General features: G+C 56.6%; 16 protein-coding genes and 1 tRNA gene. 7 read left to right on the forward strand and 10 right to left on the reverse strand.

Annotated features, from left to right (window positions below):
- The first annotated feature begins 203 nt into the window (after nt 1-203).
- Nucleotides 204-2,948 (forward strand): ExeM/NucH family extracellular endonuclease, encoded by a 2,745-nt coding sequence (locus tag CAMM_RS10890; RefSeq protein WP_147581086.1) that lies wholly within the window; start codon nt 204-206, stop codon nt 2,946-2,948.
- Between the two features lie 134 nt (nt 2,949-3,082).
- Here the strand turns inward: CAMM_RS10890 and CAMM_RS10895 are convergent, their stop codons facing one another.
- The 5 genes from CAMM_RS10895 to purD all read right to left on the reverse strand — a co-directional run bounded on the left by CAMM_RS10895 (nt 3,083) and on the right by purD (nt 9,771).
- Nucleotides 3,083-3,790: a DUF2334 domain-containing protein gene (locus tag CAMM_RS10895; protein ID WP_040355531.1), complete on the reverse strand. Its 708-nt coding sequence runs from the start codon at nt 3,788-3,790 to the stop codon at nt 3,083-3,085.
- Between the two features lie 51 nt (nt 3,791-3,841).
- Complete coding sequence (locus CAMM_RS10900; RefSeq protein ID WP_003847584.1) at nt 3,842-5,980, reverse strand: S9 family peptidase; 2,139 nt, start codon at nt 5,978-5,980, stop codon at nt 3,842-3,844.
- A gap of 35 nt (nt 5,981-6,015) precedes the next feature.
- Nucleotides 6,016-6,903, reverse strand: a complete 888-nt coding sequence (locus CAMM_RS10905) for a phosphoribosylaminoimidazolesuccinocarboxamide synthase (protein ID WP_003847586.1) — start codon at nt 6,901-6,903, stop codon at nt 6,016-6,018.
- Between the two features lie 75 nt (nt 6,904-6,978).
- Complete coding sequence (gene purB / locus CAMM_RS10910; protein ID WP_003847588.1) at nt 6,979-8,418, reverse strand: adenylosuccinate lyase; 1,440 nt, start codon at nt 8,416-8,418, stop codon at nt 6,979-6,981.
- Nucleotides 8,419-8,493: 75 nt separating this feature from the next.
- A complete protein-coding gene (purD, locus tag CAMM_RS10915) occupies nt 8,494-9,771 on the reverse strand; it encodes a phosphoribosylamine--glycine ligase (protein WP_040355534.1) in 1,278 nt (425 codons plus the stop codon).
- Between the two features lie 80 nt (nt 9,772-9,851).
- On the opposite strand from purD, the gene CAMM_RS10920 reads away from it, so the two are divergent.
- A complete protein-coding gene (locus CAMM_RS10920) occupies nt 9,852-10,292 on the forward strand; it encodes an HIT family protein (protein ID WP_003847592.1) in 441 nt (146 codons plus the stop codon).
- Here the strand turns inward: CAMM_RS10920 and CAMM_RS10925 are convergent.
- The 3 genes from CAMM_RS10925 to CAMM_RS10935 form a co-directional block, all read right to left on the reverse strand.
- The gene (locus tag CAMM_RS10925) at nt 10,289-11,812 is read right to left on the reverse strand and encodes a sensor histidine kinase (protein ID WP_003847593.1); all 1,524 of its coding nucleotides are present in this window, start codon (nt 11,810-11,812) and stop codon (nt 10,289-10,291) included. The two genes, CAMM_RS10920 and CAMM_RS10925, sit on opposite strands and share 4 nt — an antisense overlap.
- Before the next feature lie 198 nt (nt 11,813-12,010).
- The gene (locus CAMM_RS10930; RefSeq protein WP_003847595.1) at nt 12,011-12,721 is read right to left on the reverse strand and encodes a response regulator transcription factor; all 711 of its coding nucleotides are present in this window, start codon (nt 12,719-12,721) and stop codon (nt 12,011-12,013) included.
- A 128-nt stretch (nt 12,722-12,849) separates the two neighbouring features.
- A complete protein-coding gene (locus CAMM_RS10935; protein ID WP_003847596.1) occupies nt 12,850-13,641 on the reverse strand; it encodes a MerR family transcriptional regulator in 792 nt (263 codons plus the stop codon).
- Nucleotides 13,642-13,733: 92 nt separating this feature from the next.
- On the opposite strand from CAMM_RS10935, the gene CAMM_RS10940 reads away from it, so the two are divergent.
- Entirely contained in the window at nt 13,734-14,207 is a 474-nt protein-coding gene (locus CAMM_RS10940) for a GNAT family N-acetyltransferase (RefSeq protein ID WP_003847597.1), read from the forward strand.
- Between the two features lie 65 nt (nt 14,208-14,272).
- Nucleotides 14,273-15,598, forward strand: a complete 1,326-nt coding sequence (locus CAMM_RS10945; protein WP_003847598.1) for an MFS transporter — start codon at nt 14,273-14,275, stop codon at nt 15,596-15,598.
- Nucleotides 15,599-15,619: 21 nt separating this feature from the next.
- Here the strand turns inward: CAMM_RS10945 and CAMM_RS10950 are convergent, their stop codons facing one another.
- The gene (locus CAMM_RS10950) at nt 15,620-17,371 is read right to left on the reverse strand and encodes a pyruvate dehydrogenase (protein WP_003847599.1); all 1,752 of its coding nucleotides are present in this window, start codon (nt 17,369-17,371) and stop codon (nt 15,620-15,622) included.
- A 188-nt stretch (nt 17,372-17,559) separates the two neighbouring features.
- Here CAMM_RS10950 and CAMM_RS10955 point away from each other — a divergent pair, with 188 nt between their 5' ends.
- Both CAMM_RS10955 and CAMM_RS10960 read left to right on the forward strand, forming a co-directional pair.
- Nucleotides 17,560-19,077, forward strand: a complete 1,518-nt coding sequence (locus tag CAMM_RS10955; protein ID WP_050759863.1) for an MFS transporter — start codon at nt 17,560-17,562, stop codon at nt 19,075-19,077.
- On the forward strand, nt 19,061-19,594 hold the full coding sequence (locus CAMM_RS10960; RefSeq protein WP_003847602.1) for a TetR/AcrR family transcriptional regulator: 534 nt from the start codon (nt 19,061-19,063) through the stop codon (nt 19,592-19,594). Before CAMM_RS10955 ends, CAMM_RS10960 begins: the two co-directional genes overlap by 17 nt.
- Before the next feature lie 104 nt (nt 19,595-19,698).
- Here the strand turns inward: CAMM_RS10960 and CAMM_RS10965 are convergent.
- Nucleotides 19,699-19,774, reverse strand: a tRNA-Thr gene (locus CAMM_RS10965).
- Between the two features lie 293 nt (nt 19,775-20,067).
- On the opposite strand from CAMM_RS10965, the gene thrE reads away from it, so the two are divergent.
- Entirely contained in the window at nt 20,068-21,900 is a 1,833-nt protein-coding gene (gene thrE / locus CAMM_RS10970) for a threonine/serine exporter ThrE (RefSeq protein ID WP_003847604.1), read from the forward strand.
- Nucleotides 21,901-21,908: the final 8 nt, after the last annotated feature.

The raw sequence follows: 21,908 nt of genomic DNA on the forward strand, positions 1-21,908 counted from the left end.
TTAGCCCCGCATCAATCCTCCCCCGTTTCATGAACGCGATATGTCAAGCGTTTAAACCACGGGATAACTTTCAGCTCCGCCTAAGCAAACTCCCAGCTCGCCATCATTTCTGCTGTTGCTGGGGTTATCAAACGGTAATAGAAACAGGAAGGTTGCTTCTTCGCACCCATTCGCCTCTTCATCTGAATAAGGATTTTCTATTTATGTCTTCCTCCCCGAAGCCAGCCTCGTCGGCTCGTCGTTTGCGCACCTTTGCACTCGCTGCCGTGGCATCTACTTCCCTGACCACCATCGCGATCCCTGCTGCGCAGGCTACGCCTGAAGGTGACAATGTCGTCATCAGCGAAGTCTTTGGCGGTGGTGGAAACTCCGGTGCACCGTTGGTCAATGACTTTATTGAGCTGTTCAACCCCACCGAAGAAGCCATTGACCTGGCGGGCTGGAACGTGGAATATTTCTCCGCTTCCGGCGGATCTAGCGGCACCACTGCTTTAACCGGCACCATTCCAGCCGGTGGTTACTTCCTCATTCAACAAGCCTCCGGCAAAAACACGAGCTTGACGGCGCTGCCGACCCCAGATGCTTCGGGCACATTGAATATGTCCGGCACCAAGGGGTCCGTGACGCTGAGCTCGCCGGCAGAAACCATTGACGTGGTGGGCTACGGTGCCGCGCAGATCAATGAGTCTTCACCTACGTCCCAGCTATCCAACTCGACGTCGGCTTCACGTGATGCGCTCGGTTCGGACACGGATAATAACGCGGCAGATTTCGCCGTGGGCACCCCTACTCCCACCAACTCCGCCAATGACTCCGAGGGTGGCGGCAGCACCGATCCGGAAGAGCCACAACCCCCAGTCAATCCGGGCGAGGTCATTGCCATCGCCGATATCCAGGGCACGGGTGCCACTTCCCCGCACGAAGGCCGCACGGTCACTACTCAAGGTGAGGTCACCGCGGTCTATGCCGAAGGCGGGTTGAACGGTTTTGTCATTCAAACTCCGGGTACGGGGGCACAGGTGCCATCGACAAGCGATGCTTCCCACGGCATCTTTGTCTACATGAACAACCGTCCTGCCGCCGAGTACCCTGAGCTTGGCCAGGTCTTAACCGTCACGGGTGACGCCGGGGAGCACTTCGAGTCCACGCAGCTGACCAACCCCACTTTTGCCGTCGCGGAGGGCGAATTCGAACCAGTGACCCCACTGCGCATCGATACGCTGCCAGCGGGCGATGCCGAACGCGAACCGTATGAGTACATGCTGGTCCTGCCGGGTAATCACACCGTGACCAACAACTATGCGCTCAATACCTTCGGCGAAATCGGCCTGGCTCCCGGCGAGGAAGCTTTCCGTCAGCCGACTGATTTCATGGCACCCGGCGCGGACGCCGTCGCGCAGGCTGAGGCGTACAAAGAAGAGCTAGTAACGCTTGACGATGCCCGCACTCGCAACTACATGCAATCGGACAAGCAGACCCCACTGCCGTATATCACCTCCGATGATGCGGAAACCATCAAGTCGATTCGCACCACCGACCAGGTGGAATTTCAAAGCCCGGTCATCGTGAAAAAGGATTTCGACCTGTGGCGCTTTTTGCCAACGACTCCGGTCACTGGCAACACTGCAGCGGAAGATTTGCCGATTACCTGGGAAGATTCCCGCGAGGCCGAATTGCACGCGGTCGATGATGTCGCTGGTGATTACACTATCTCCGCGTTTAACGTGCTCAACTACTTCACCTCTCTCGGCGAAGATGAATCTGGCTGCGGTGCGTATACGGATATCAACAACAACCCCGTGGCATCACGCAACTGCACCGTGCGCGGCGCATTTACCGACAGCGCCCTGCAGGACCAGCAGGAAAAGATTGTCTCTGCCATCAACGGCCTTAACGCTGATGTCATTGCGTTATCCGAAATTGAAGATACCTTCGCGGTCACTGGGGACATTGCCCGTCGCGATGAAGCATTGTCCACCCTCGTTGATGCCCTCAACGCCGACGGCGGCAACTGGAAATACGTCGAATCTCCTCAGCAGGTACCCAACGATCCGGATGTTATCCGCGTGGCCTTTATCTACAACCCGGACCGTGTGGAACCGGTCGGCGAATCCCGCATCTTTGAAGATGAGCGCTTCACTGGCACCGCGCGCGAGCCACTAGCGCAGGAATTCAAGCCTGTCGACGAAGACGTCACCGAAACCTTCGTCGCGGTGGCTAACCACTTCAAGTCCAAGGGCTCTATCGCTGGTGGCGACGCCGACCAAGGCGATGGCCAAGGCAATAACGCCAACCTGCGCGTATCCCAAGCCGAGGCCGTGCTCGACCACCTAGCTAAACAAAGCGATTGGCAGGATAAGGCCACCTTCGTGATGGGTGATTTAAACTCCTATACCCGCGAACACGCCATCGATACTTTCCGCGACGCCGGCTACTCCATCCCGCAGGAAGACCACCAGGCTGCCACGTCCTACCAATTCGACGGCATGCTGGGTTCTCTCGACCACGTTCTTGCCAACGCCAACGTCGAGGTCCAAGACGCGCAGGTGTGGAATATCAACGCCGATGAATCCATCGCCTTTGAATACTCCCGCCGCTTGTACAACGTGGTCGATTACCACGATGATTCCCCGTTCCGCTCCTCGGACCACGACCCCGTCAAGGTTGGTTTCAACCTGGATACCACCGATGACAACGGTGACAACGGCGACGGCGGCAATGTCGATGACGACGGCAATGACGGCTCAGACGGCGACGACCCATCCAACGAGGCACCTGGTGGTGGCTCCGCGGGTAGCTCTGCAGGCGGCATCCTCGGCGCAATAGCGGCCATCGCCGCAGCACTGGGTCTCAGCGCGATCTTCTCTGGCACCGTCGATCAGTACCTGCCGCGTGAGGCCAAGAGCTTCCGCGACCAGATCCGCGCATTCTTTAACGGACTGTTCTAAAAACGCGTGGTGTAATTGCCCGGTAACTACCCGGCGGTTTCATCTTCTTCAGGCTCTCGCCTGTGAAGGTGGAAACGCCGGGTTTTATTATTAGCTCTGCGTCAGCCGTGCGCGAGCCGTGCGCCAGCTCTGCGTTAGCTCTGCGGGCTTTTTCGTTTCGCCTGCGCTAAGAAGACGTCATAGGAGGCCGGCTTAGCGCCAGCTTTGATGGCTTTATCGATCGCGCGCATGAAATCGTGCTGGACCTTTTTATCGCTTAAGTTGCGGCCGGAGACCGATAAGCGCACGGTATTGCCGCGATTAGCACCGCGCTCGGCGGCACGAATGATAGAACGGCGCCACCACTTCGCGGCGCCAAAGCCCTCACCGTAGGACAGGTTGCGGGATTGATAGAACTCCTCGTGGCACAGATCGTGAATGCCTGTGGAAGAAACCGCTAAGGAAAAATCAAAGTACGGCAAGACATCCAAAGTCCCAGGAGACATGCGCCAGCGCGGCGGGGCGAAGATGTCGAATTCAAACCCTAGCTTCGACATCTGGCGCGTAGCTCCTTTCAGCCGCAGGGTGGCTTCGTGCGCATCTAGATTCGCAAACTCCGCGCGGCGGCCTTGCACGGCTTGGTCAAAGCCATTGAGAATCAACAAGCGCCCGCCGTCTTGCTGCTGCTCCAACCACTGTTTCGTGGTGGGGTCTTTTGCCAAGTGCCAGTTGCCATCAATGTGTGGGGCAACCAGCAAGGAGACGGGGACGCCTTCTTTATCGAGCTGATGTATCAGCCGCGCTGCGGACTTCCGGGTGTCGTCAAAAATAGATGAAATCGAAACCAGAAGATGCCCATGCATGCTTTCCATTATCACACAGGAGCGCCTGCCCCGCGCGGCAAGCAAGCAGGACTATTTCACCAATCCGGTGGCTTTATTAATCGTCCAGGCATACTCAAATGCGGTTTGGTACCAGCGGGCATAACGGCCGGAGACTCCGCCGTGACCAGCAGACATTTCCGTCTTCAGCAAGAATTCACCACCGGTGGCAACCTGGCGCAGCTTGGCAATCCACTTGGCTGGCTCCACATACAGCACGCGGGTGTCATTGAGAGATGTCACAGCCAAGATATCTGGGTAATCCTGCGCCACCACGTTTTCATACGGCGCGTAGGTCGCCATGTAATCGTAGACCTCCGGATCGTGGTACGGATCGCCCCACTCTTCCCACTCGCCGACGGTCAGCGGAAGTTCCGGCTTCAAAATCGACGTCAACGGATCCACAAAAGGCACCACCGCTTGAATGCCTTTAAACCGGTCCGGTGCCATATTGGCAATCGCACCCATCAGCAGGCCACCGGCAGAACCACCTTCAGCAACCAGCTGCTCAGGGCTGGTGAGCTGGTTATTAATCAAGTGGTCGGCAACGTCGATGAAATCAGTAAAAGTATTCTTCTTTTTCATCAACTTGCCCTCGTCGTACCACAGCCTGCCCATCTCACCGCCGCCGCGCACGTGCGCCACGACATAGAGCATGCCGCGGTCCAGCAAGGATAGGCGCGAGACCGAGAACCCGGGGTCCATGCTGGCCTCATACGAGCCGTAGCCATAGAGCAAGGTTGGCCGCGGGCTATCGGTGGCCAGGTCTTTTCGCTTGACGATGCTCACGGGGATCTGCGTACCATCTGCTGCAATCGCCCACTCGCGGTAGGCCTCATACTCTGCGGCGTCATAGCCGCCGGGGACTTCTTGTTCTTTGAGCAAGGTGCGCTCACCGGTAGCGATGCGGTACTGAAATAGCTGCGCCGGCTGGGTGTAGGACGTATACGACAAGCGAATAACCGGGGCATCCCACTCCGGGTTGCCCGCGGATCCGGCAGAGTAGACCTCTTCATCGAAAGTGATTTCTTCGAACTCGTCGAATTGGCCATTGGCAATTTTCATCACCGCAACGCGTGGGATGCCGCCACGGCGATACGCCAATGTCGCAAAATCACGATAGGTATCCACGCCTTCCAAGCGCACTTCATCATTGTGTGGCACCAAAATATTCAGGTCACGAATTGCCGGCAGCGGGCTGGCATCCGCATCAACCCAGGAGATTTCAAAGTTCGGGCCGTGCGCATTATGAGTGACCAACCACTGGTCTTTACCGTCGCGAACCACGTGGTCAATGTCGTATTCCACCCCTGGCTCACGCGTCCATAAGACCTCAAATTCGCCTTCTGGGTTATCCATATCCAGCACCCAGTATTCCGAGGTCAACGGGGATCCCGCGGCAATGATGAGGTATTTTTCGCTGCGCGTGGAGCCCACGCCGACGCGGAAACGCTCGTCATCTTCGCGGAAGACACACACGTCTTCGCTTTGCGCGGTGCCAACTTTATGGCGCCAGACGGTATCCGGGCGCCACGCGTCATCGACTTTTTGGTAGAAGATGTACTCTTCGCCGGCCCAGGTGGCACCGTAGAAGATATCGGTGAGGTGATCATCTAAAAGCTCGCCGGTATCTAAGTCTTTGATGAATAATTCAAAGCGTTCATCACCGGCGGTATCGGTGGAATAAGCCAGGTAGCGCCCAGACTTCGTCACCGAGGCCGCACCCAGGGCAAAGTAGTCATGGCCTTCGGCTAGCGCGTTATTATCCAGCAGGATCTGCTCGCCGTCGGGCTTTCCTTCCTCCGGAATAACCGGCGGCTCCCACGGATCTTGATCCTCAGAGACGGGAATACGGCAGCTATAGCCATATTCCTTGCCTTCTTCGGAGCGTCCGTAATACCAATAATCGCCCGCGCGCGAGGGCACGGACATATCGGTTTGTTTGACGCGGGATTTAATCTCTTCAAACACATTGTCAGTTAGCTGCTGCAAATGTGCGGTTTTCGCCTCGGTAAAGGCATTTTCTGCATTCAGGTAATCGAGCGTGTCTTGTGATTCCTTCGTGCGCATCCACTCGTACTCATCGACGAAGCTGCGCCCGTGAAATTCACGAATAAACGCTTCTTGCTTAGCGATGGGAGCCTGCAAGTTTTCGAGATTGTTTTCTGTCATAAGAAACAACCCTACCCGCGCGAAAAAGCAGACAGTTAGCTACCGATGAAGTCCACAAAGCGCTTGCCGGATAGACGCTCATACGCCTCGATATAGCGCAGGCGGGTTGCTGCCACGACTTCATCGGGAAGCGTGGGCGGCGGGGTTTCCGACTCCACGTCCCACCCGGATTCCTCCGAGGTCAACCAGTTGCGCACGTACTGCTTATCAAAGCTTGGCTGCACTACCCCTTCCGCGTAAGTATCTGCTGGCCAGTAGCGCGAAGAATCCGGGGTGAGCACTTCATCGCCTAAGACCAAGTTGCCGTCGGCATCAAGACCGAATTCGAACTTGGTATCTGCCAAAATAATGCCCTTGGCTTCTGCAATCTGGGCAGCTGCGGAGTAAATCCGCAGGGTTTCATCGCGAAGCTGCTCTGCTCGTTCTTGTCCCAAGTCCTGCACCACGCGCTCGAAAGTGACATTTTCATCGTGGTCTCCCTGCTCCGCTTTGGTCGCTGGGGTAAAAATTGGCTCGGGCAACCGCGATGCCTCCACGAGACCATCGGGAAGCTCAATGCCACAGACCGTGCCGTTGGCGTTGTACTCTTTCAGCCCGGAACCGGTCAGGTACCCGCGGGCTACGCACTCAAATGGCAGCATCTGCAATTTCTGCACCACAATGGCGCGCCCGAGTACTTCTTCAGGGATGCGCTCATCATCGATGGGCCCTGCTAGGTGGTTGGGAAAATCAATGGCGTCGAAGAAAAACATCGATGTTGCCGTGAGCACCCGGCCTTTATCGGGGATAGCTGGCTCCAAAGCGAAGTCATAGGCGGAGATGCGGTCGGTGACCACCATGAGCAAAGTGTTGTCATCTACTTGGTAGATATCGCGGACTTTGCCGGAGGACAGGTGCTGATAATCAGAAAGCTGTGGGCGCATGTCCTAAATATTAGTGCATGCGCCCACAGCTGCCGTGAACGGTCAGTGTTTTCCACTGCTCGACATTGTCTTGGCCTAGAGGATTTCTCCTGGGGTATAAGCCGCTGCCTTCGGGTGCTGGTCGGCTAATTCCTTAATCCGGCCAAGCACCGCATCCACCTGCGACTCGGCAGCGCCGATGAAAGCGTGCTTATCAGCGAGTGCTTCCTCGAGCTGTTCCTTGCTCATCGGCAGGCGATCATCGGCAGCCAAGCGCTCCAGCAAGTCCTGGTCGCCGCCATTTTCGCGCATATTCAACGCCACGGCCACCGCGTTTTCCTTGATGACTTCGTGTGCAGTCTCCCGGCCTACCCCGGCGCGCACGGCTGCCATCAAGATGCGCGTGGTCGCCAAAAATGGCAGGTAGCGCTCCAACTCACGGTCAATCATCGCTGGGAAGGCGCCGAACTCATCGAGCACAGTGAGGAAGGTTTCAAACTGGCCGTCGATGGCAAAGAAGGCATCGGGCAGCGCCACGCGGCGTACCACGGAGCAAAAGACGTCGCCTTCGTTCCACTGCTGTCCGGCCAAATCCGCCACCATCGTGAGGTAGCCGCGCAGGATTACCTGCAGGCCGCCGACGCGCTCACAGGAGCGAGCATTCATCTTGTGCGGCATCGCGGAAGAACCCACCTGGCCTTCCTTGAAGCCCTCGGTCACGGTCTCATTACCCGCCATCAAACGGATCGTGGTGGCCAACGACGATGGTGCCGCGCCCAACTCCACCAGAGCGGACACCGCATCGAAGTCGAGGGTGCGGGGGTAAATTTGTCCCACGGAATTAAAGACGCGGGCAAAACCCAGGTGGTCAGCAATATCGGTTTCTAAGGCTGCGAGCTTGTTTTCATCGCCGCCCATCAAATCCAGCATGTCCTGGGAGGTGCCCATGGGGCCTTTAATGCCGCGCAGCGGGTAGCGGCTGAGCAGGCTTTCCACGCGCTCAATGGCCAACAACATTTCATCGCCAGCTGAGGCAAAGCGCTTGCCCAACGTCGTTGCCTGTGCAGCCACGTTGTGCGAGCGTCCAGCCATGACCAAAGTCTGGTACTTGGCCGCGTGCTCACCAATGCGCGCAACAACGGCAATTGCCTTATCGCGGACCAGCTCCAGGGAGCGGTAAATCTGCAGCTGTTCTACGTTTTCCGTCAAATCACGCGAGGTCATGCCCTTGTGAATGTGCTCGTGCCCAGCCAATGCATTGAACTCTTCAATGCGGGCTTTGACGTCGTGGCGGGTCACGCGCTCACGGTCTGCGATGGATGCGAGATCTACCTGGTCAATGACCGCTTCATACGCATCGATTGCATCATTGGGGATATCTACGCCCAAGTCCTTCTGGGCGCGCATGACCGCAACCCAGAGCTGGCGCTCCATGATGATTTTATGTTCGGGGCTCCACAAGTTGGACAGTTCTGCAGAGGCGTAACGCGAGGACAAAACGTTGGAAATATTCTTTTTATCAGCCACACGCTTCATTATTCCACATGGCAAAAGGCGCAAGTACTCTACTTGCGCCTATGCCCTAATCATCAAGGCCTCTGCAGGTGACACTTACTTGATACGAATGCGGCCTTCTTCGGCAGCTTGACCGATATCGGTGCGGTAGAAACTGTCTTTGAGCTCGACATTATCCAACACCGCATAGGCGGCAGCACGCGCGTCTGCCAGGGTTTCTCCCTTGCCAATCACGTTAAGCACGCGGCCTCCGTTGGAGATAACGTGTGCATCTTTGACCGCGGTACCGGCATGCAAAATCTTCTCGGCATCAGCCAAATCAGGCGACGTAATCACATCGCCCTTACGTGGGTCATCCGGGTAATTAGCAGCGGCCACCACAACAGTGACGGCATAAGCATCCTCCCACTCCAGCGGCGGAAGTTGGTCCAAAGTGCCAGTGGCCACCGCGTTGAGAACCCCTGCCAGCGGAGTCTTGAGCAGCGCAAGCAGCGGCTGGGTTTCCGGATCTCCAAAGCGGCAGTTGAATTCGATAACCGATGGTCCTTGCTCACCCCACGCCAGACCGGCATACAGCAGGCCGGAGTAAGGAGTTCCGCGGTTGACCATTTCTTTCGCTACCGGCTCACAGACTTCGCGGACAATGCGGTCCACGCCCTCTGCTGGCAACCACGGAAGCGGGGTGTAAGCACCCATGCCGCCGGTGTTTGGTCCCTCATCATTGTCGTAGGCACGCTTGTGATCTTGCGCTGGCAACAACGGCACGACAGTTTCGCCATCCACCAAGCAAAACAGTGATACCTCTGGGCCATCCAAGAAGGACTCCAATAGCACTGGGTTGCCCGCGGAGTGCACAAGGTGGATGTGCTGGCGTGCTTCTGCGCGGTCAGAGGTGACAACCACACCTTTACCTGCTGCTAGGCCATCGTCTTTGACGACGTACATGGGACCGAAGTAGTCGAGCTCATGTTCAATATCATCATCGGTCATCCCCGGTGGCAGGGTCTGCGCACGGGCGGTGGCAACACCTGCTGCCTCCATGACCTCTTTCGCAAAAGCTTTAGAGCCCTCAATTTGCGCGGCCGCCGCATTCGGGCCAAAGACCGCGATGCCTTCCTCGCGCAATGCATCGCCGACACCGGCAACCAAGGGGATCTCCGGGCCAATGACAACTAGGTCTGGCGCAATGCTGCGAGCAAGTTCGACCATGCGATCAGGATCGGCTACTTCCTTGTAATCACCGTGCACGGTGGCAAGGGAGGCAAAAGCCGGTGAACCAGGTGCAACGTGCAGGTCAGTGGTAGCGGGGTCGGCCGCGAGGCCTTTGACAATGGCGTGCTCACGGCCGCCGGAACCAATTACAAGAATGCGCATGCAAACTATCTTAACTTTTTGTCCGACTGGGTACCCCACCACACAAGCCATAGTGGGTAAAAATCGATAGCATTGAAGACATGACCGAGATTGAGCCTTCTGTATTTACTAAAATTATCAACGGCGAACTTCCAGGCCGTTTCGTATACCGCGATGATAAATGCGCGGCATTTTTGACCATTGAGCCGCTGCGTTACGGCCACACGTTGGTCGTGCCGCTCAAGCAAGTTGATAAGTGGACCGACCTAGATTCAGAGACCTGGTTGCACTTGTCCAACGTCTCCCAGGAAATTGGTGAGGCCATCAAGACGGCCTATGACACTCCCCGCACCGGTTTTATCATCGCTGGTTTCGATGTCCACCACACCCACATCCACCTCTTCCCCACGGAGGAGATGGCGGAATTCGACTTCAGCAAGGCCATGGCCGCAGATGCCACGGACCCGAAGGCCATGGATGAGGCAGCAACGCGCCTGCGCCAGCACCTCAACACCGATGAAAATGGCTACCGCTTAAGCTAGGTTTCTTTTTCCTCGCGCGGGATATCGCCCCGCGGTGTGTCGCTATTACTTGTCGATGCCCCGTTTTTCTTACCATTGCGAAAACCCCGGCCCTTGCGGCTGGCTTTTACCGGCACCGCATTCGCCGTTGGGGTAGCACTGTCGTCAGCGCCGTCTTCGGCGTGGGTGGGTTCTGGATCGTCTGCCGCGGGCAAGCGCACGGTAAAGGTGGAACCCACGCCGAGTTCTGATTCCACATCGATGGAACCGCCGTGTTGTTCTACCAGGGATTTCACGATGGCCAGGCCCAGGCCCGAGCCGCCCGTATCCCGCGTGCGCGAGGTATCTTCGCGGTAGAAACGTTCAAAGATATGAGCGCTGACTTCTGGGTCCATGCCGCGGCCGGTATCAATAACCTTGATTAAGACATCATCGCCGTCGCGCTCTAATCCAATGGTGATTTCAGCTTCGTCCCCGCCGTGGCGGATACCGTTGGTGATCAGGTTCAAGATGATCTGGTGCAAACGGCTGGCATCGCCGTAGACCACCGGCACGCCCAAGGTGTCATTGGAGACATTGATGGTGCGATCGGTAAACGCCGCACGCGCAGAAGACGCGACCGATAGTGACAGCTCCAAGACATCGACCGGGCGGATATCCAACCGCGTTCCCTCCGCGCGGGTTAGCGCGAGCAAGTCTTCAACCAAATAGGACATGCGGGAGGATTCGGCATCGATTTTTGATAGCACCATGTCCACATCATCGGTAATCCCCGAGCGGTACAACTCGGTGTATCCGCGCAGCGAGGTCAATGGTGTGCGCAGCTCATGAGATGCGTCGCCGACAAAGCGACGCATCTGCTCTTCTTTGCCCTGGGCATGCTCAATGGATGCTTGCAGCTTGGCCAGCATGATATTCAAGGCGCTGGCGAGCTGACCGACCTCAGTGTGCTGCGGCCATTCCGGCACACGCTTGTCCAAATCACCCGCGGCGATTTCCGAGGCAGTTCGCTCCACCACGCGCAGCGGGCGCAACGCCCGTCTAATAAACCAGAACCCTGAGATCGCAATGAGCATCAAGACCACCACGGCGATCATCAGCTGCACAACGGCCAGCCCGCGCAGCAGCACTTGCTCAGAATCCAAGTTCTTCGCCACGACGGTGATAACCCCATCGCTTTCCGTGGCCATCGCACGCCATTCGGAGGTGGACCTGGATTCCTCCGTGGAATCGACGGTTTCCGGCGCGGCGCCAATCACGAGCTGGTCGACTTGCGGCATGGACTCATACGGATTGAGATAGCGCACCGAGCCATCCGGATAAATCTTAATCAGTGAATATTCTGTCGGCGGGCGCCCAGTCATATCCACGCCGAAGATATTGGCGGTGCGTGCCCACCCATTTTCGGCCTCGATAAGTTCATCATCGACCTGGTTGTACAACACATCACGCATCACCGCGGAAACAGCCACGGAGGCGCTGATAAGTCCCAGCCCAGAGACGACAACGAGCAAGACAACTAGCCAGGTGCGCAGCGGCATGGCCTGTGGCGAACCGGACATGCCGGGGTATAAATACCCGCGTACGCGTTCTTTAAATGTGCGCGTATCCACGCTAGGGGAAGCACTTGTAGGTACTTCACCGTTGCTGTCGCTATTATCTGCCGTTGCCTGATTAGTCACTCACTGCCTACTTTTACCTTGGACGCTAGAAATGTGGCGTAAAACGTGCCACCGATTCTAGGAGCGTGGGGTACGCAAGACATAGCCCACACCGCGCACGGTGTGGATCAACGGAGAATCTCCGGTATCAATCTTGCGGCGCAGGTAGGAAATATAGGACTCCACGACGTTGCCGTCGCCACCGAAGTCATAGTGCCAAACATTGTCCAAAATCTTGGCCTTGGACAACACAACCTCTTTGTTCTGCATCAAAAAGCGCAGCAGGTTGAACTCCGTTGGGGAGAGATCAATAATCTCGCCGCCCTTGGTCACCTCATGGGTGTCATCATTTAAGGTCAGGTCTGCATAGGACATGGTGGCATCGCTATTTTCATCCTGTCCTGCACCACCACGGCGCAAAATCACGCGCAGCCGGGTAATGACTTCTTCCAGGCTAAATGGCTTGGTGACATAATCATCAGCCCCAATGGTCAGGCCATGAATACGCTGGTCCACGCTGTCTTTTGCGGTCAAGTACAGCACGGGGCCATCCAGGCCTTCCGCGCGCAGCTTGGCGAGCAGCTCAAAGCCATCCATGCCCGGCATCATGACATCCAGGATGTAGGCCTCAGGGTTGATCTCACGCGCAATGCGCAACGCCTCAGTGCCAGAATTTGCACTACGGACGTTAAATCCCTGGAATTTGAGGGATACGGTCAAAAGTTCAACGATATTCGGTTCATCGTCGACGACCAAGACAGTTACTTGGTCATTGCTGGTGTCTTCCATATTGCTTCCTTAGAAAATCTTCGCCATTTCTTAACTGATCAAAAAGTGTGGCACACAGGCTATCAAAGCGACTGGACATTTTCTGGGAGGAAGCTGTGAGACTCAATGTGGTGTATATACTTTAATTTTTACTCCCACTGCACGTTCGCCAGATCGATTCCTTCCGCGCTCGCTTGGGCTTCCACCAAGTCTAGAAGGTACTGGCAATTATCGCCGTAAGCTTCGGCAAAGCGGTCATCGGCAACATACATCCGCGCCAAAATTACCTGCTTGGAGCGGCTCAGCGGCATGTACGGGCTAATGGTTGCTAAGTGCTTGTCGACGATTTCCTGCGCCTTCTCTGTTCCCGGCGCGATCCCGGCGGCGTGGGCGTTGCCGAGATCTACCTTGAAATCTTCATAGGCCTGTTGTGCTGCCTGAATATCTTCGGGGCTCATGCGTGCGACTTGTTCCTGACTTACTTTGTAATCGTCCGTATCGCCCCACCGCTGACGGGCTTCTTCCTGATAGGCGGGCCAATTCTCGCCGAATAGTTCAATTTTGTCTTCGGTGCTCATAGTGCGTCCTTTCGCGTGTGTTTCGGCAGCCAATAAAGCATCGACTGCTTCGATAAGTTCTTGCATGTGCCCGACTTTGTCCACCAGCACGGTGCGCTGGTGGCGTAAGATATCGGTTCGACTGGCTGCGGAGGCATCGATAAGCATTGCGATATCTTTCAGCGCTACTCCCGCACCGCGATAGATGAGAATATTCATCCCGCGCTCCACATCAGCCTCGGAATACAGGCGGTGATCACCCCAGCTACGCCAACTAGGCGTGAGCAAATCAATCTCATCCCAGTGGCGCAAGGTTCTGGTGGATATTTGCAGTATCTCCGCGGCCTCACCGATTGTGTAGTGTGCATCTTCTTTGTCGGTCACAAGAAGTATCTTCCTAGTTGACGCAGCGTTAAGTTCAAGTCCAATCCTAAACTTTCTTAGCCCCGACCCCGCGATATCGCTAGAATCTGGCCATGACCACCTTAAATGCCGGCGACAAAACCTTTGCCCTCGAGCGCGCCACGGCCGCTGATGTTGCAGATATCGTTGCATTGCTTGTCGATGACCCCCTCGGCCAAACCCGCGAGACCGCCCCCTTGGAGCACTACCTCGCGGCTTTTGCCGACATCGACCGCGACCCGAATCAAACCCTGCTGGTGCTGCGCGATGACACCCGCGCCGTTGCTGGCACCGTGCAGCTAACCGTCATTGCCTGTTTGGCGCGCGGGGGAACCAAGCGCTTGCAGGTGGAAGCTGTGCGCCTTGCATCCCATGTTCGCGGGCTCGGTTTGGGTACTGCGCTGTTTCAGTGGATTGACGAATTTGCCACAGACCACGGCGCGACGATGATTCAACTAACCTCCGATGCCCGCCGCACCGATGCCCAACGCTTTTATGAACGCTTAGGTTATGCCGCAAGCCATGTTGGCTATAAGCGGTTTCTCTGATTGGGGGTCCGGTTCAACCGCCATTGCGCTGCATAAGCGTGGCCGCCGCTTTAGGACAAGTGGCTATGACTAGCCCCGCGATAGACAATGTGCCAGATTCCGCCAAGCGCACAGATAAACTTACGGTCTTTTCCTGGGCCATGTGGGACTGGGGCTCCGCTGCCTTCAATGCGGTGCTGGTGACGTTTATTTTCTCCGTGTATCTCACCGATTCGGTAGGCGCGCAGATTGACACGGCGCGCACCCCGGCCCAGTGGCTTTCTTTATCCATGACCATCGCGGGGCTGGTTATCTTCGCGGTCACGCCCATTATGGGCCAGCGCTCCGACACCCGTGGCACGCGACGGCGCTCGCTGGCAACTTGGTCTTTTCTGACCTTCTTGTTGATGGCGGCGCTGTTTTTCATCCGCAACGACGCACCCGAGTACTTCTGGATTGGCCTGACCGTCCTTGCCATTGGCACCATCACCATTGAATTCGCCGAGGTGAACTACTTCGCGCAGCTTTCACAGGTCTCCACGAAAGAGAATGTAGGCAAAATTTCCGGCCTCGGCTGGTCCTTCGGCTATTTCGGCGGCATCGTGCTGCTGCTAATTTGCTACTTCGGTTTCGTCGCCGGCGATGGTGGCTTACTGGGCATTTCCACCGAAGGCGGACTCAATATCCGTCTGGTTGCGGTGCTTGCCGCCGTCTGGTTCGGCCTGTCATTTTTACCAGGTCTGTTCCGCGTGCCGGAGATTCCTCCCTCCGGCGAAAAAGCCAGCGGCATTGCCGGTTCTTATGCCAAGTTATTTCGCGATATCAAAGAGCTCTGGAACGTCGACCGCAACGCATGCTACTTCCTGTTTGCCTCCGCCATTTTTCGCGATGGCCTCGCCGGCGTCTTTGCCTTCGGCGCCGTACTTGGCGTGTCCGTGTACGGCCTCAACGCCGGCGACGTGCTCATCTTTGGCGTGGCTGCGAACGTCGCCGCCGCGCTGGGTGCGCTGATTGGCGGGCTTATCGATGACCACGTGGGACCAAAGCTCATCATCTTGACGTCGTTGTTTATCCTCGCCGCGACCGGCAGCGCCATGTACTTCGTTGATGGCCCCGTGGCCTTTTGGATTCTGGGGCTTATCCTGTGTCTTTTTGTCGGCCCCGCCCAGTCCGCCTCCCGCGGTTTCCTCGCACGTGTTGCCCCTGTTGGTCATGAAGGCCAGCTCTTCGGGCTCTACGCCACCACAGGACGTGCCGTCAGCTGGATGACTCCCCTGCTTTTTGGCGTTTTTGTCTCATTGATCGGCGAGGGCGACCGCGGTGGAGTCCTCGCGATCGCCCTCGTGCTTCTTATCGGCGCACTGATTTTAATTCCAGTGCGCGATCCTAAATCCGCCGAGCCTGCGCACTAATTACTCGGCGGATGTACGCGGCTATGGCCGTGGAATATTGCGCAAGTTCGAAGCCGCCATATCCACCATGTGGCCCACACCGCCATCAAAGACAGTGCGCGCCGCGGCCTTGGAAAAGCCCAGCAGCTGGTCGATGCTCAATGTTGGCGGAATAGACAGCGCATTCGGGTCCGTAATAAATTCCACCAGCACAGGCCCGTCATAGGACAATGCTTCACGCACCGCCTTGCGGACGTCCTTCGGCTTTTCGACGCGGATGGACTTGATTCCCGCGCCCGCCGCGATATCCGCAAAGCTGACTTCATCGTGGTCTGTTTCAAACTCTGGCATACCTTCTACCAGCATTTCCAGCTTCACCATGCCCAACGATGAGTTATTAAAGACAAATGTCTTCACCGGCAGGTCATGGCGCTTGACCGTCAGCAGCTCGCCAAGGAGCATGCCCAGTCCGCCATCACCGCTGAAGCTAATGACTTGGCGGTCCCGGTCAGCAAATTGCGCGCCGATGGCATGCGGCAAAGCATTTGCCATGCTGCCGTGGCGGAAGGAACCAATTTGTTCACGTTCGCCATTCGGGGTGATATAACGTGCGCCCCACACATTGCACATACCGGTATCGACGGTAAAGACCGCATCTTGCGATGCTTCCTCATCAATGACATCCGCAACATACTCTGGGTGCAGCGGCGTCATCTTCTCAATATTGGATGTATAAGCATCAATGACCTGGGTGAGCTTCTTGTGATGTTGCCTGAGCATCTTATCGAGGAAGGAGCGGTCCTTCTTTTCGTCGATGTGCGGCAAAATATTGGCAATCGTTGCTGCCACATCACCGGTAACCGGATAGGTGACCTTGGTGCGGCGACCAATGTGAGCGCCATTGATATCAATCTGCGCCACCACCGTATCGCCCGCTTCACCTTGCGGCAGGAAGTCTGCGTACGGGAAATCAGTACCCATCAAAATCAACAGGTCTGCTTCATTCATCGCGTCGTGCGCAGCGCCATAACCAAGCAGCCCAGACATTCCCACGTCGAAGGGGTTGTCATGCTGGATGTACATCTTGCCACCGAGAGCGTGCCCCACCGGCGCTTTAATCTTTTCCGCTAATTCCAGCACTTCCTTACGCGCATAACGCGCACCGGCACCGACGAAGAAGCTGACCTTCTCTGCCTCATTAATTGCCTGGGTCAGCGCCGCTGCCTCTGCGGGATCCGGGAAGGTAATGGGGTGACCGGAAGAGATAGTCGATTCCGCAAACTGCTGGTTCTCCGCTTCAAAGGAAGCCACATCACCGGGGATAACTAGCACGGATACGCCATTGCCAGCCATCGTGGACTGGATAGCCGCATGGGTAATAACTGCGCCTTGTTCTGCGGAATTGACCATCTCGCAGTAACCGGATGCTTCCTTAAACAAGATCTCCGGGTGGGTTTCCTGGAAAAACTGCAGGCCAATCTGGCGCGATGGAATGTGGCTGGCAATCGCTAGAACCTTTGCACCATTGCGATGAGCGTCATACAGGCCCTGAATCAAGTGGGTATTTCCCGGGCCACAGGAACCTGCACACACGGCGAGCTCACCGGTGACAAGCGATTCCGCGCCGGCCGCAAAAGCCGCGGCCTCTTCATTGTGAACGTGCACCCATTCAATGGAGGACTGGCGCACCGCGTCAACAATCGGGTTCAGTGAGTCACCGACAATTCCGTAAATGCGTTTTACGCCTTGCGCTTCAAGCGATTCAATGAGCTGGTCAGCATAAGTACGTGCCATGTCTAACCTCTTTTCATCTAAAAGTTTTATCGCTCGACTACGTGCCGAGCCTTACCCCATAGTGCGTCCAAAGCTCAAATTTCGCCACAATGCACGGTTATTCATCGCCAATTCATCGTGTGATTATTGCAACTACGCCTGCGTCAACACTTGTTTACTTTACCGAACGTCCGTTACAGTTACGCTTCATGACAGCAGGACACACTACGCGGCTGAGGACCGCGCGCAAAGAATTTCATAACAACTCCACACCAGCGCAGCGCTGGTCATTTTTCGCTGCCATTTCTTTAGGCCTGTTAATGATTGGCTTGGATAACTCCATCCTCTTTACCGCTCTTCCCACCCTGACCGAAGAGCTACACGCTGGAGAAACCCAACAACTGTGGATTATCAACGCCTATCCCCTGGTGCTTGCCGGCTTGTTGCTGGGCACCGGAACCCTAGGGGATAAAATTGGCCACCGCCGCATGTTCACCACCGGCCTGGTCATTTTCGGCGTCGCCTCGCTCGCCGCAGCGTTCTCCCCAACTCCCGCATTTTTGATTGGCGCTCGCGCGGTCTTGGGCCTTGGCGCTGCCGTGATGATGCCTGCTACTTTGGCGCTCATTCGCCTAACCTTCACAAATGAGCAAGAGCGCAATACCGCCATCGGCATTTGGGGATCGGTCGCCGTCGTCGGTGCCGCCGCGGGCCCGGTCGTTGGCGGCGCGCTACTGGAGATGTGGTGGTGGGGATCTGTCTTTCTCATCAACGTCCCCATCGTGGTCATCGCTTTAATCGCCACCGCGTTGCTGGCCCCACCAAATATGCCCAACCCGACTAAGCATTGGGATTTCAGCTCTTCTGTCTATGCGCTCATCGCTCTCGCGGGGCTTACCCTGACCATCAAGGAAATAGCCAACCCCAACCGCTCCTGGGTTCTGGTCGCTGCGGCGTTTTTCGCCTGCATCATTGGCGGATTCCTCTTTGTTCGCCGTCAGAATAAATTGGAAGAGCCTCTGTTGACCTTCGATATCTTCCGTAATCGTCTCTTCATCGGCGGCGTGATTGCTGCTTCGGGCGCGATGTTTATCATGGCCGGACTGGAGATGATCACGGCGCAAAAGCTTCAGCTTGCCGATGATTTCAGCCCCTTCCACGCCGGCGTCATCGTCGCCGTAGCGGCGATTGCCGCACTACCGACCTCCGCGCTCGGCGGCGCCAACTTGCACCGCATTGGCTTTATCCCGCTCATCTCTGGTGGCTTCTTGCTCAGCACGCTCGGCACCGTGCTGGCCATGTGGTCCGCACACGCCGATTCCGTAGCCGTGTTGATTACCGGCTTGATCTTCTTAGGCGCCGGCGCGGGTGCCACGATGTCGGTGTCCTCGATTGCGATCATCGGATCTGTTCCGATGCACCGTTCCGGCATGGCCGCCGGCGTAGAAGAAGTCTCCTACGAATTCGGCACCCTTTTGTCCGTAGCCTTCGTCGGATCGCTCACCCCAGCGCTCTACCTGTCTAACCTGCCTGCGAACCTCAAGCACATGGGCACCGAAGCTCTGCACGGTGGCCTTGGTCATGCGGATGCATCGACCGCGTATGCTTCTGCTTACGGCACCACCGTGGGATGTGTAGCAGTATTTGCATTCATCTTCACGCTGGCCACGCTCTGGTGCTTCCGAGGAAACCCAAAGTCAGGAGGAAACGGTGGCGCGGACGAGTAAGAAGGAAGAGGCTCTCCAAGCAGCCTTGCACATCATTGAACTCGATGGTGTGCAGGCCTTGACCTACGAGGCTTTGGCAGAAGCTACTGGCATGTCAAAGTCCGGGCTTATTTATCATTTTCCTTCTCGCCACGAGATGCTCATTGATATTCACGCCTGGTCAGCTCAGCGCTGGGAGGATGAACTGGTTTCCATCGCCGGCAAACCAGCATCTGAGCTCGATATCAAGCAGCGACTGCGCGCCGTGGTCTTGTCCCTGGGCAAAAACGATCCAGTCGTTGAGCTCATCCTGAGCATTCATTCCAAGTCTCACCCCGACTTTTCCGACCAATGGGCCCCGGTTGATACGCGATGGCTTCCCGATGCCTCCAACCCCGACCTTGACCCCGAGATCCTCGAAATTTCACTCATCGCCAATAGCCTGTGGGTCTACGACCACATCTCTCAACGGTCTCTTGCCCAATCCAACCGCAAACGCGCCGTCGACAATCTCTTAGATCGAATCGACAAGGTCTAGCGCCCACCACCGCCACGACTGAGCAAGCCCAAAGCACTATTTTCAGCTCTTTTGGCTCAAATAATTAAATAACCCCCGGCAGATAATGCGTCTGCCAGGGGTTTTGGAGCTGAAGACGAGACTTGAACTCGCAACCTACGCATTACAAGTGCGTTGCGCTACCAATTGCGCCACTTCAGCAGTGCCTACATAGAGTACAATACCGTCTTGAAAAACTGCCAAATAGGTGGCGGTGCACTGCAGAAAAGTCCCACTGACTCGGGAGTGTGCGCAAAATACATTCCATGATTAAAGTGCAGTACAGAAATCGTGCAACGCAACTGTGCGCAGTGTAAATATCCACAGAATCCGATGTCATTCATCACCGCTGATGTAGAGGAAATTCCTTGTCTGTATTTAGGTCTTTAAAGGCGCGCTTGTCCAAAAACGCGGCGCCAGAATCTGCGACGGAAGATACTTCGGCAACCCCTACGATGACGGATCAAGATTCCACGGTTCACGGCATTTTGACCGGTGAGTTCCCAGAGGGCTTTTTAAATACCGATCATGTTGCAACTGTCGATACGGCGATGGCGGCCCCGCCACCATCACCACTGGCACCGGTTGATTTGACGGACCCGGCGCAGGTAACGGGCGTGATGGAAATTGCCGCGCGCATCGGGGAGATTCTCATCTTTTCCGGCAGTTCAAACTCCGATGCCCGCGCGCAGGTGTACCTCGCCGCGGCCTCGTACGGCTTGCACTACTGCCACGTGGATATCGTCATGAACACAATTACGATCCACACCAATATTGGCACCGGTTCAAAACGACAGCCGCTCACAGTTGTGCGGTCAGCACGCAAGTGGACTATCAATTTCACGCGCTTATCAGCAGTCGACCGTCTTATCCGGTCGATCCACACGGGTTTTACCCCACCATCGGTCGCTGAGCAGGCGTTGGATGACATCGAAGCGATGAAATCCCCGCGCACCATCTTCACGGAGCTTCTTGGCTGGGCCACGATGGGTGGCGCTTTTTCGGTCATGCTGGGCGGCAACGTCTTTGTGGCCATCATGTCTTTCTTCGTGGCCTTTGCCATCATCGGCGTCGTCATCGCGATGGAGACCATGCGCATCCCGCCCTTTTACCACAATATTGTGGGCGGATTTATGGCCGTGGTACCCGCTGCGGTTGTCTACAACATTGCTTCATCCTTGGGCTTATCCTTCTCCCCCAGCCAGGTCATCGGTATGGGCATCATTGTCCTGGTTGCAGGGCTAACGCTGGTGCAATCAATTATCGATGGCATCACCAGGGCCCCAGTGACCTCCACCGCGCGCTTTTTCGAAGCACTACTATCCACCGCCGCCATCGTGGGCGGAGTTGGTTTGGGCATTCAGTTTTCCGAATGGATCGGATACCCACTACCACCATTGGCCTCCATGTCCGCGCCGGTGTACTACGAAGTCCCGCTTTTGGTCATCGCTGGCGGAATCGGCTCGGCCGGCCTCGCTTATGCCTGCCACGCAGCGTGGAAAGAAGTGCTCATCTCCGGCGCTACTGCCGCAGCCGGCATGCTCTTTTACTACTTTGTGGTCATTCCTTTTGGCACCGGCGTCGTCGTGGCCTCAGGAGTTTCCGCCATCGTCGTCGGCCTCGCCGGTGGTCTTTTAGCCCGTCGCTACTACATCCCGCCACTAATCACCATGGTCGTCGGCTATACCCCGATGCTGCCAGGTCTAACTTTGTACCGCGGCATGTATGCCTCGTTGAATGAGCAATTCATCACCGGCATGGCTAACTTGGCCACGGCTCTCGCCATTGCCGGGGCGCTGGCCGCCGGCGTGCTCTTGGGCGAGCGCGGGGCGCGGCGTTTGCGCCGACCCAAGCACTTCCGCCCGTACACGGCGTTTAAGCGCATCGGGCGCTACTCGGTCAACCAGGCGAAAGACCTCGCCGCCAAGGCACAAAAGATCCCGCGGGTTCCGCTGGCTCCCCTGGCACCACGCGCGAACCGACCCGAGCTGCCACCGATTCAAGGTCCAACACAAGCTCCCGAGGCAACCACCGCCATCTATGCCGACAGCACGCCGACCGCGCAGTGGGAAGTCCAGCCCAGCGATCACCCATATGACGAGTCCTGGCCACCACGAACGACCTTCCCCGCGCAGAGCTGGCCGGATGAAGAAGCCCCCACGGTGTATACCTCACCGGGCACCGAAGAGTTCATCGCACAGCATGCAGCAGCGGAAGAAGCCCAAGCGCAAGAAGACGCCTCAGCTGACGATGCACACAGCAAGGACTCCCCAGCCGAGCAAGAATAGGGCAAGGC

It is taken from the genome of Corynebacterium ammoniagenes DSM 20306 (assembly GCF_001941425.1).
Taxonomy (GTDB): Bacteria; Actinomycetota; Actinomycetes; order Mycobacteriales; family Mycobacteriaceae; genus Corynebacterium; species Corynebacterium ammoniagenes.

Coding starts and splice junctions, on each gene's coding strand:
- CAMM_RS10950 (WP_003847599.1), bottom strand. CDS start 17,371: ATGGCACGTACTTATGCTGACCAGCTCATTGAATCGCTTGAAGCGCAA.
- CAMM_RS10955 (WP_050759863.1), top strand. CDS start 17,560: ATGACAGCAGGACACACTACGCGGCTGAGGACCGCGCGCAAAGAATTT.
- CAMM_RS10920 (WP_003847592.1), top strand. CDS start 9,852: ATGACCGAGATTGAGCCTTCTGTATTTACTAAAATTATCAACGGCGAA.
- CAMM_RS10945 (WP_003847598.1), top strand. CDS start 14,273: ATGACTAGCCCCGCGATAGACAATGTGCCAGATTCCGCCAAGCGCACA.
- CAMM_RS10925 (WP_003847593.1), bottom strand. CDS start 11,812: ATGCCGCTGCGCACCTGGCTAGTTGTCTTGCTCGTTGTCGTCTCTGGG.
- CAMM_RS10895 (WP_040355531.1), bottom strand. CDS start 3,790: ATGCATGGGCATCTTCTGGTTTCGATTTCATCTATTTTTGACGACACC.
- purD (WP_040355534.1), bottom strand. CDS start 9,771: ATGCGCATTCTTGTAATTGGTTCCGGCGGCCGTGAGCACGCCATTGTC.
- purB (WP_003847588.1), bottom strand. CDS start 8,418: ATGAAGCGTGTGGCTGATAAAAAGAATATTTCCAACGTTTTGTCCTCG.
- CAMM_RS10905 (WP_003847586.1), bottom strand. CDS start 6,903: ATGCGCCCACAGCTTTCTGATTATCAGCACCTGTCCTCCGGCAAAGTC.
- CAMM_RS10940 (WP_003847597.1), top strand. CDS start 13,734: ATGACCACCTTAAATGCCGGCGACAAAACCTTTGCCCTCGAGCGCGCC.
- CAMM_RS10890 (WP_147581086.1), top strand. CDS start 204: ATGTCTTCCTCCCCGAAGCCAGCCTCGTCGGCTCGTCGTTTGCGCACC.
- CAMM_RS10900 (WP_003847584.1), bottom strand. CDS start 5,980: ATGACAGAAAACAATCTCGAAAACTTGCAGGCTCCCATCGCTAAGCAA.
- thrE (WP_003847604.1), top strand. CDS start 20,068: ATGACGGATCAAGATTCCACGGTTCACGGCATTTTGACCGGTGAGTTC.
- CAMM_RS10930 (WP_003847595.1), bottom strand. CDS start 12,721: ATGGAAGACACCAGCAATGACCAAGTAACTGTCTTGGTCGTCGACGAT.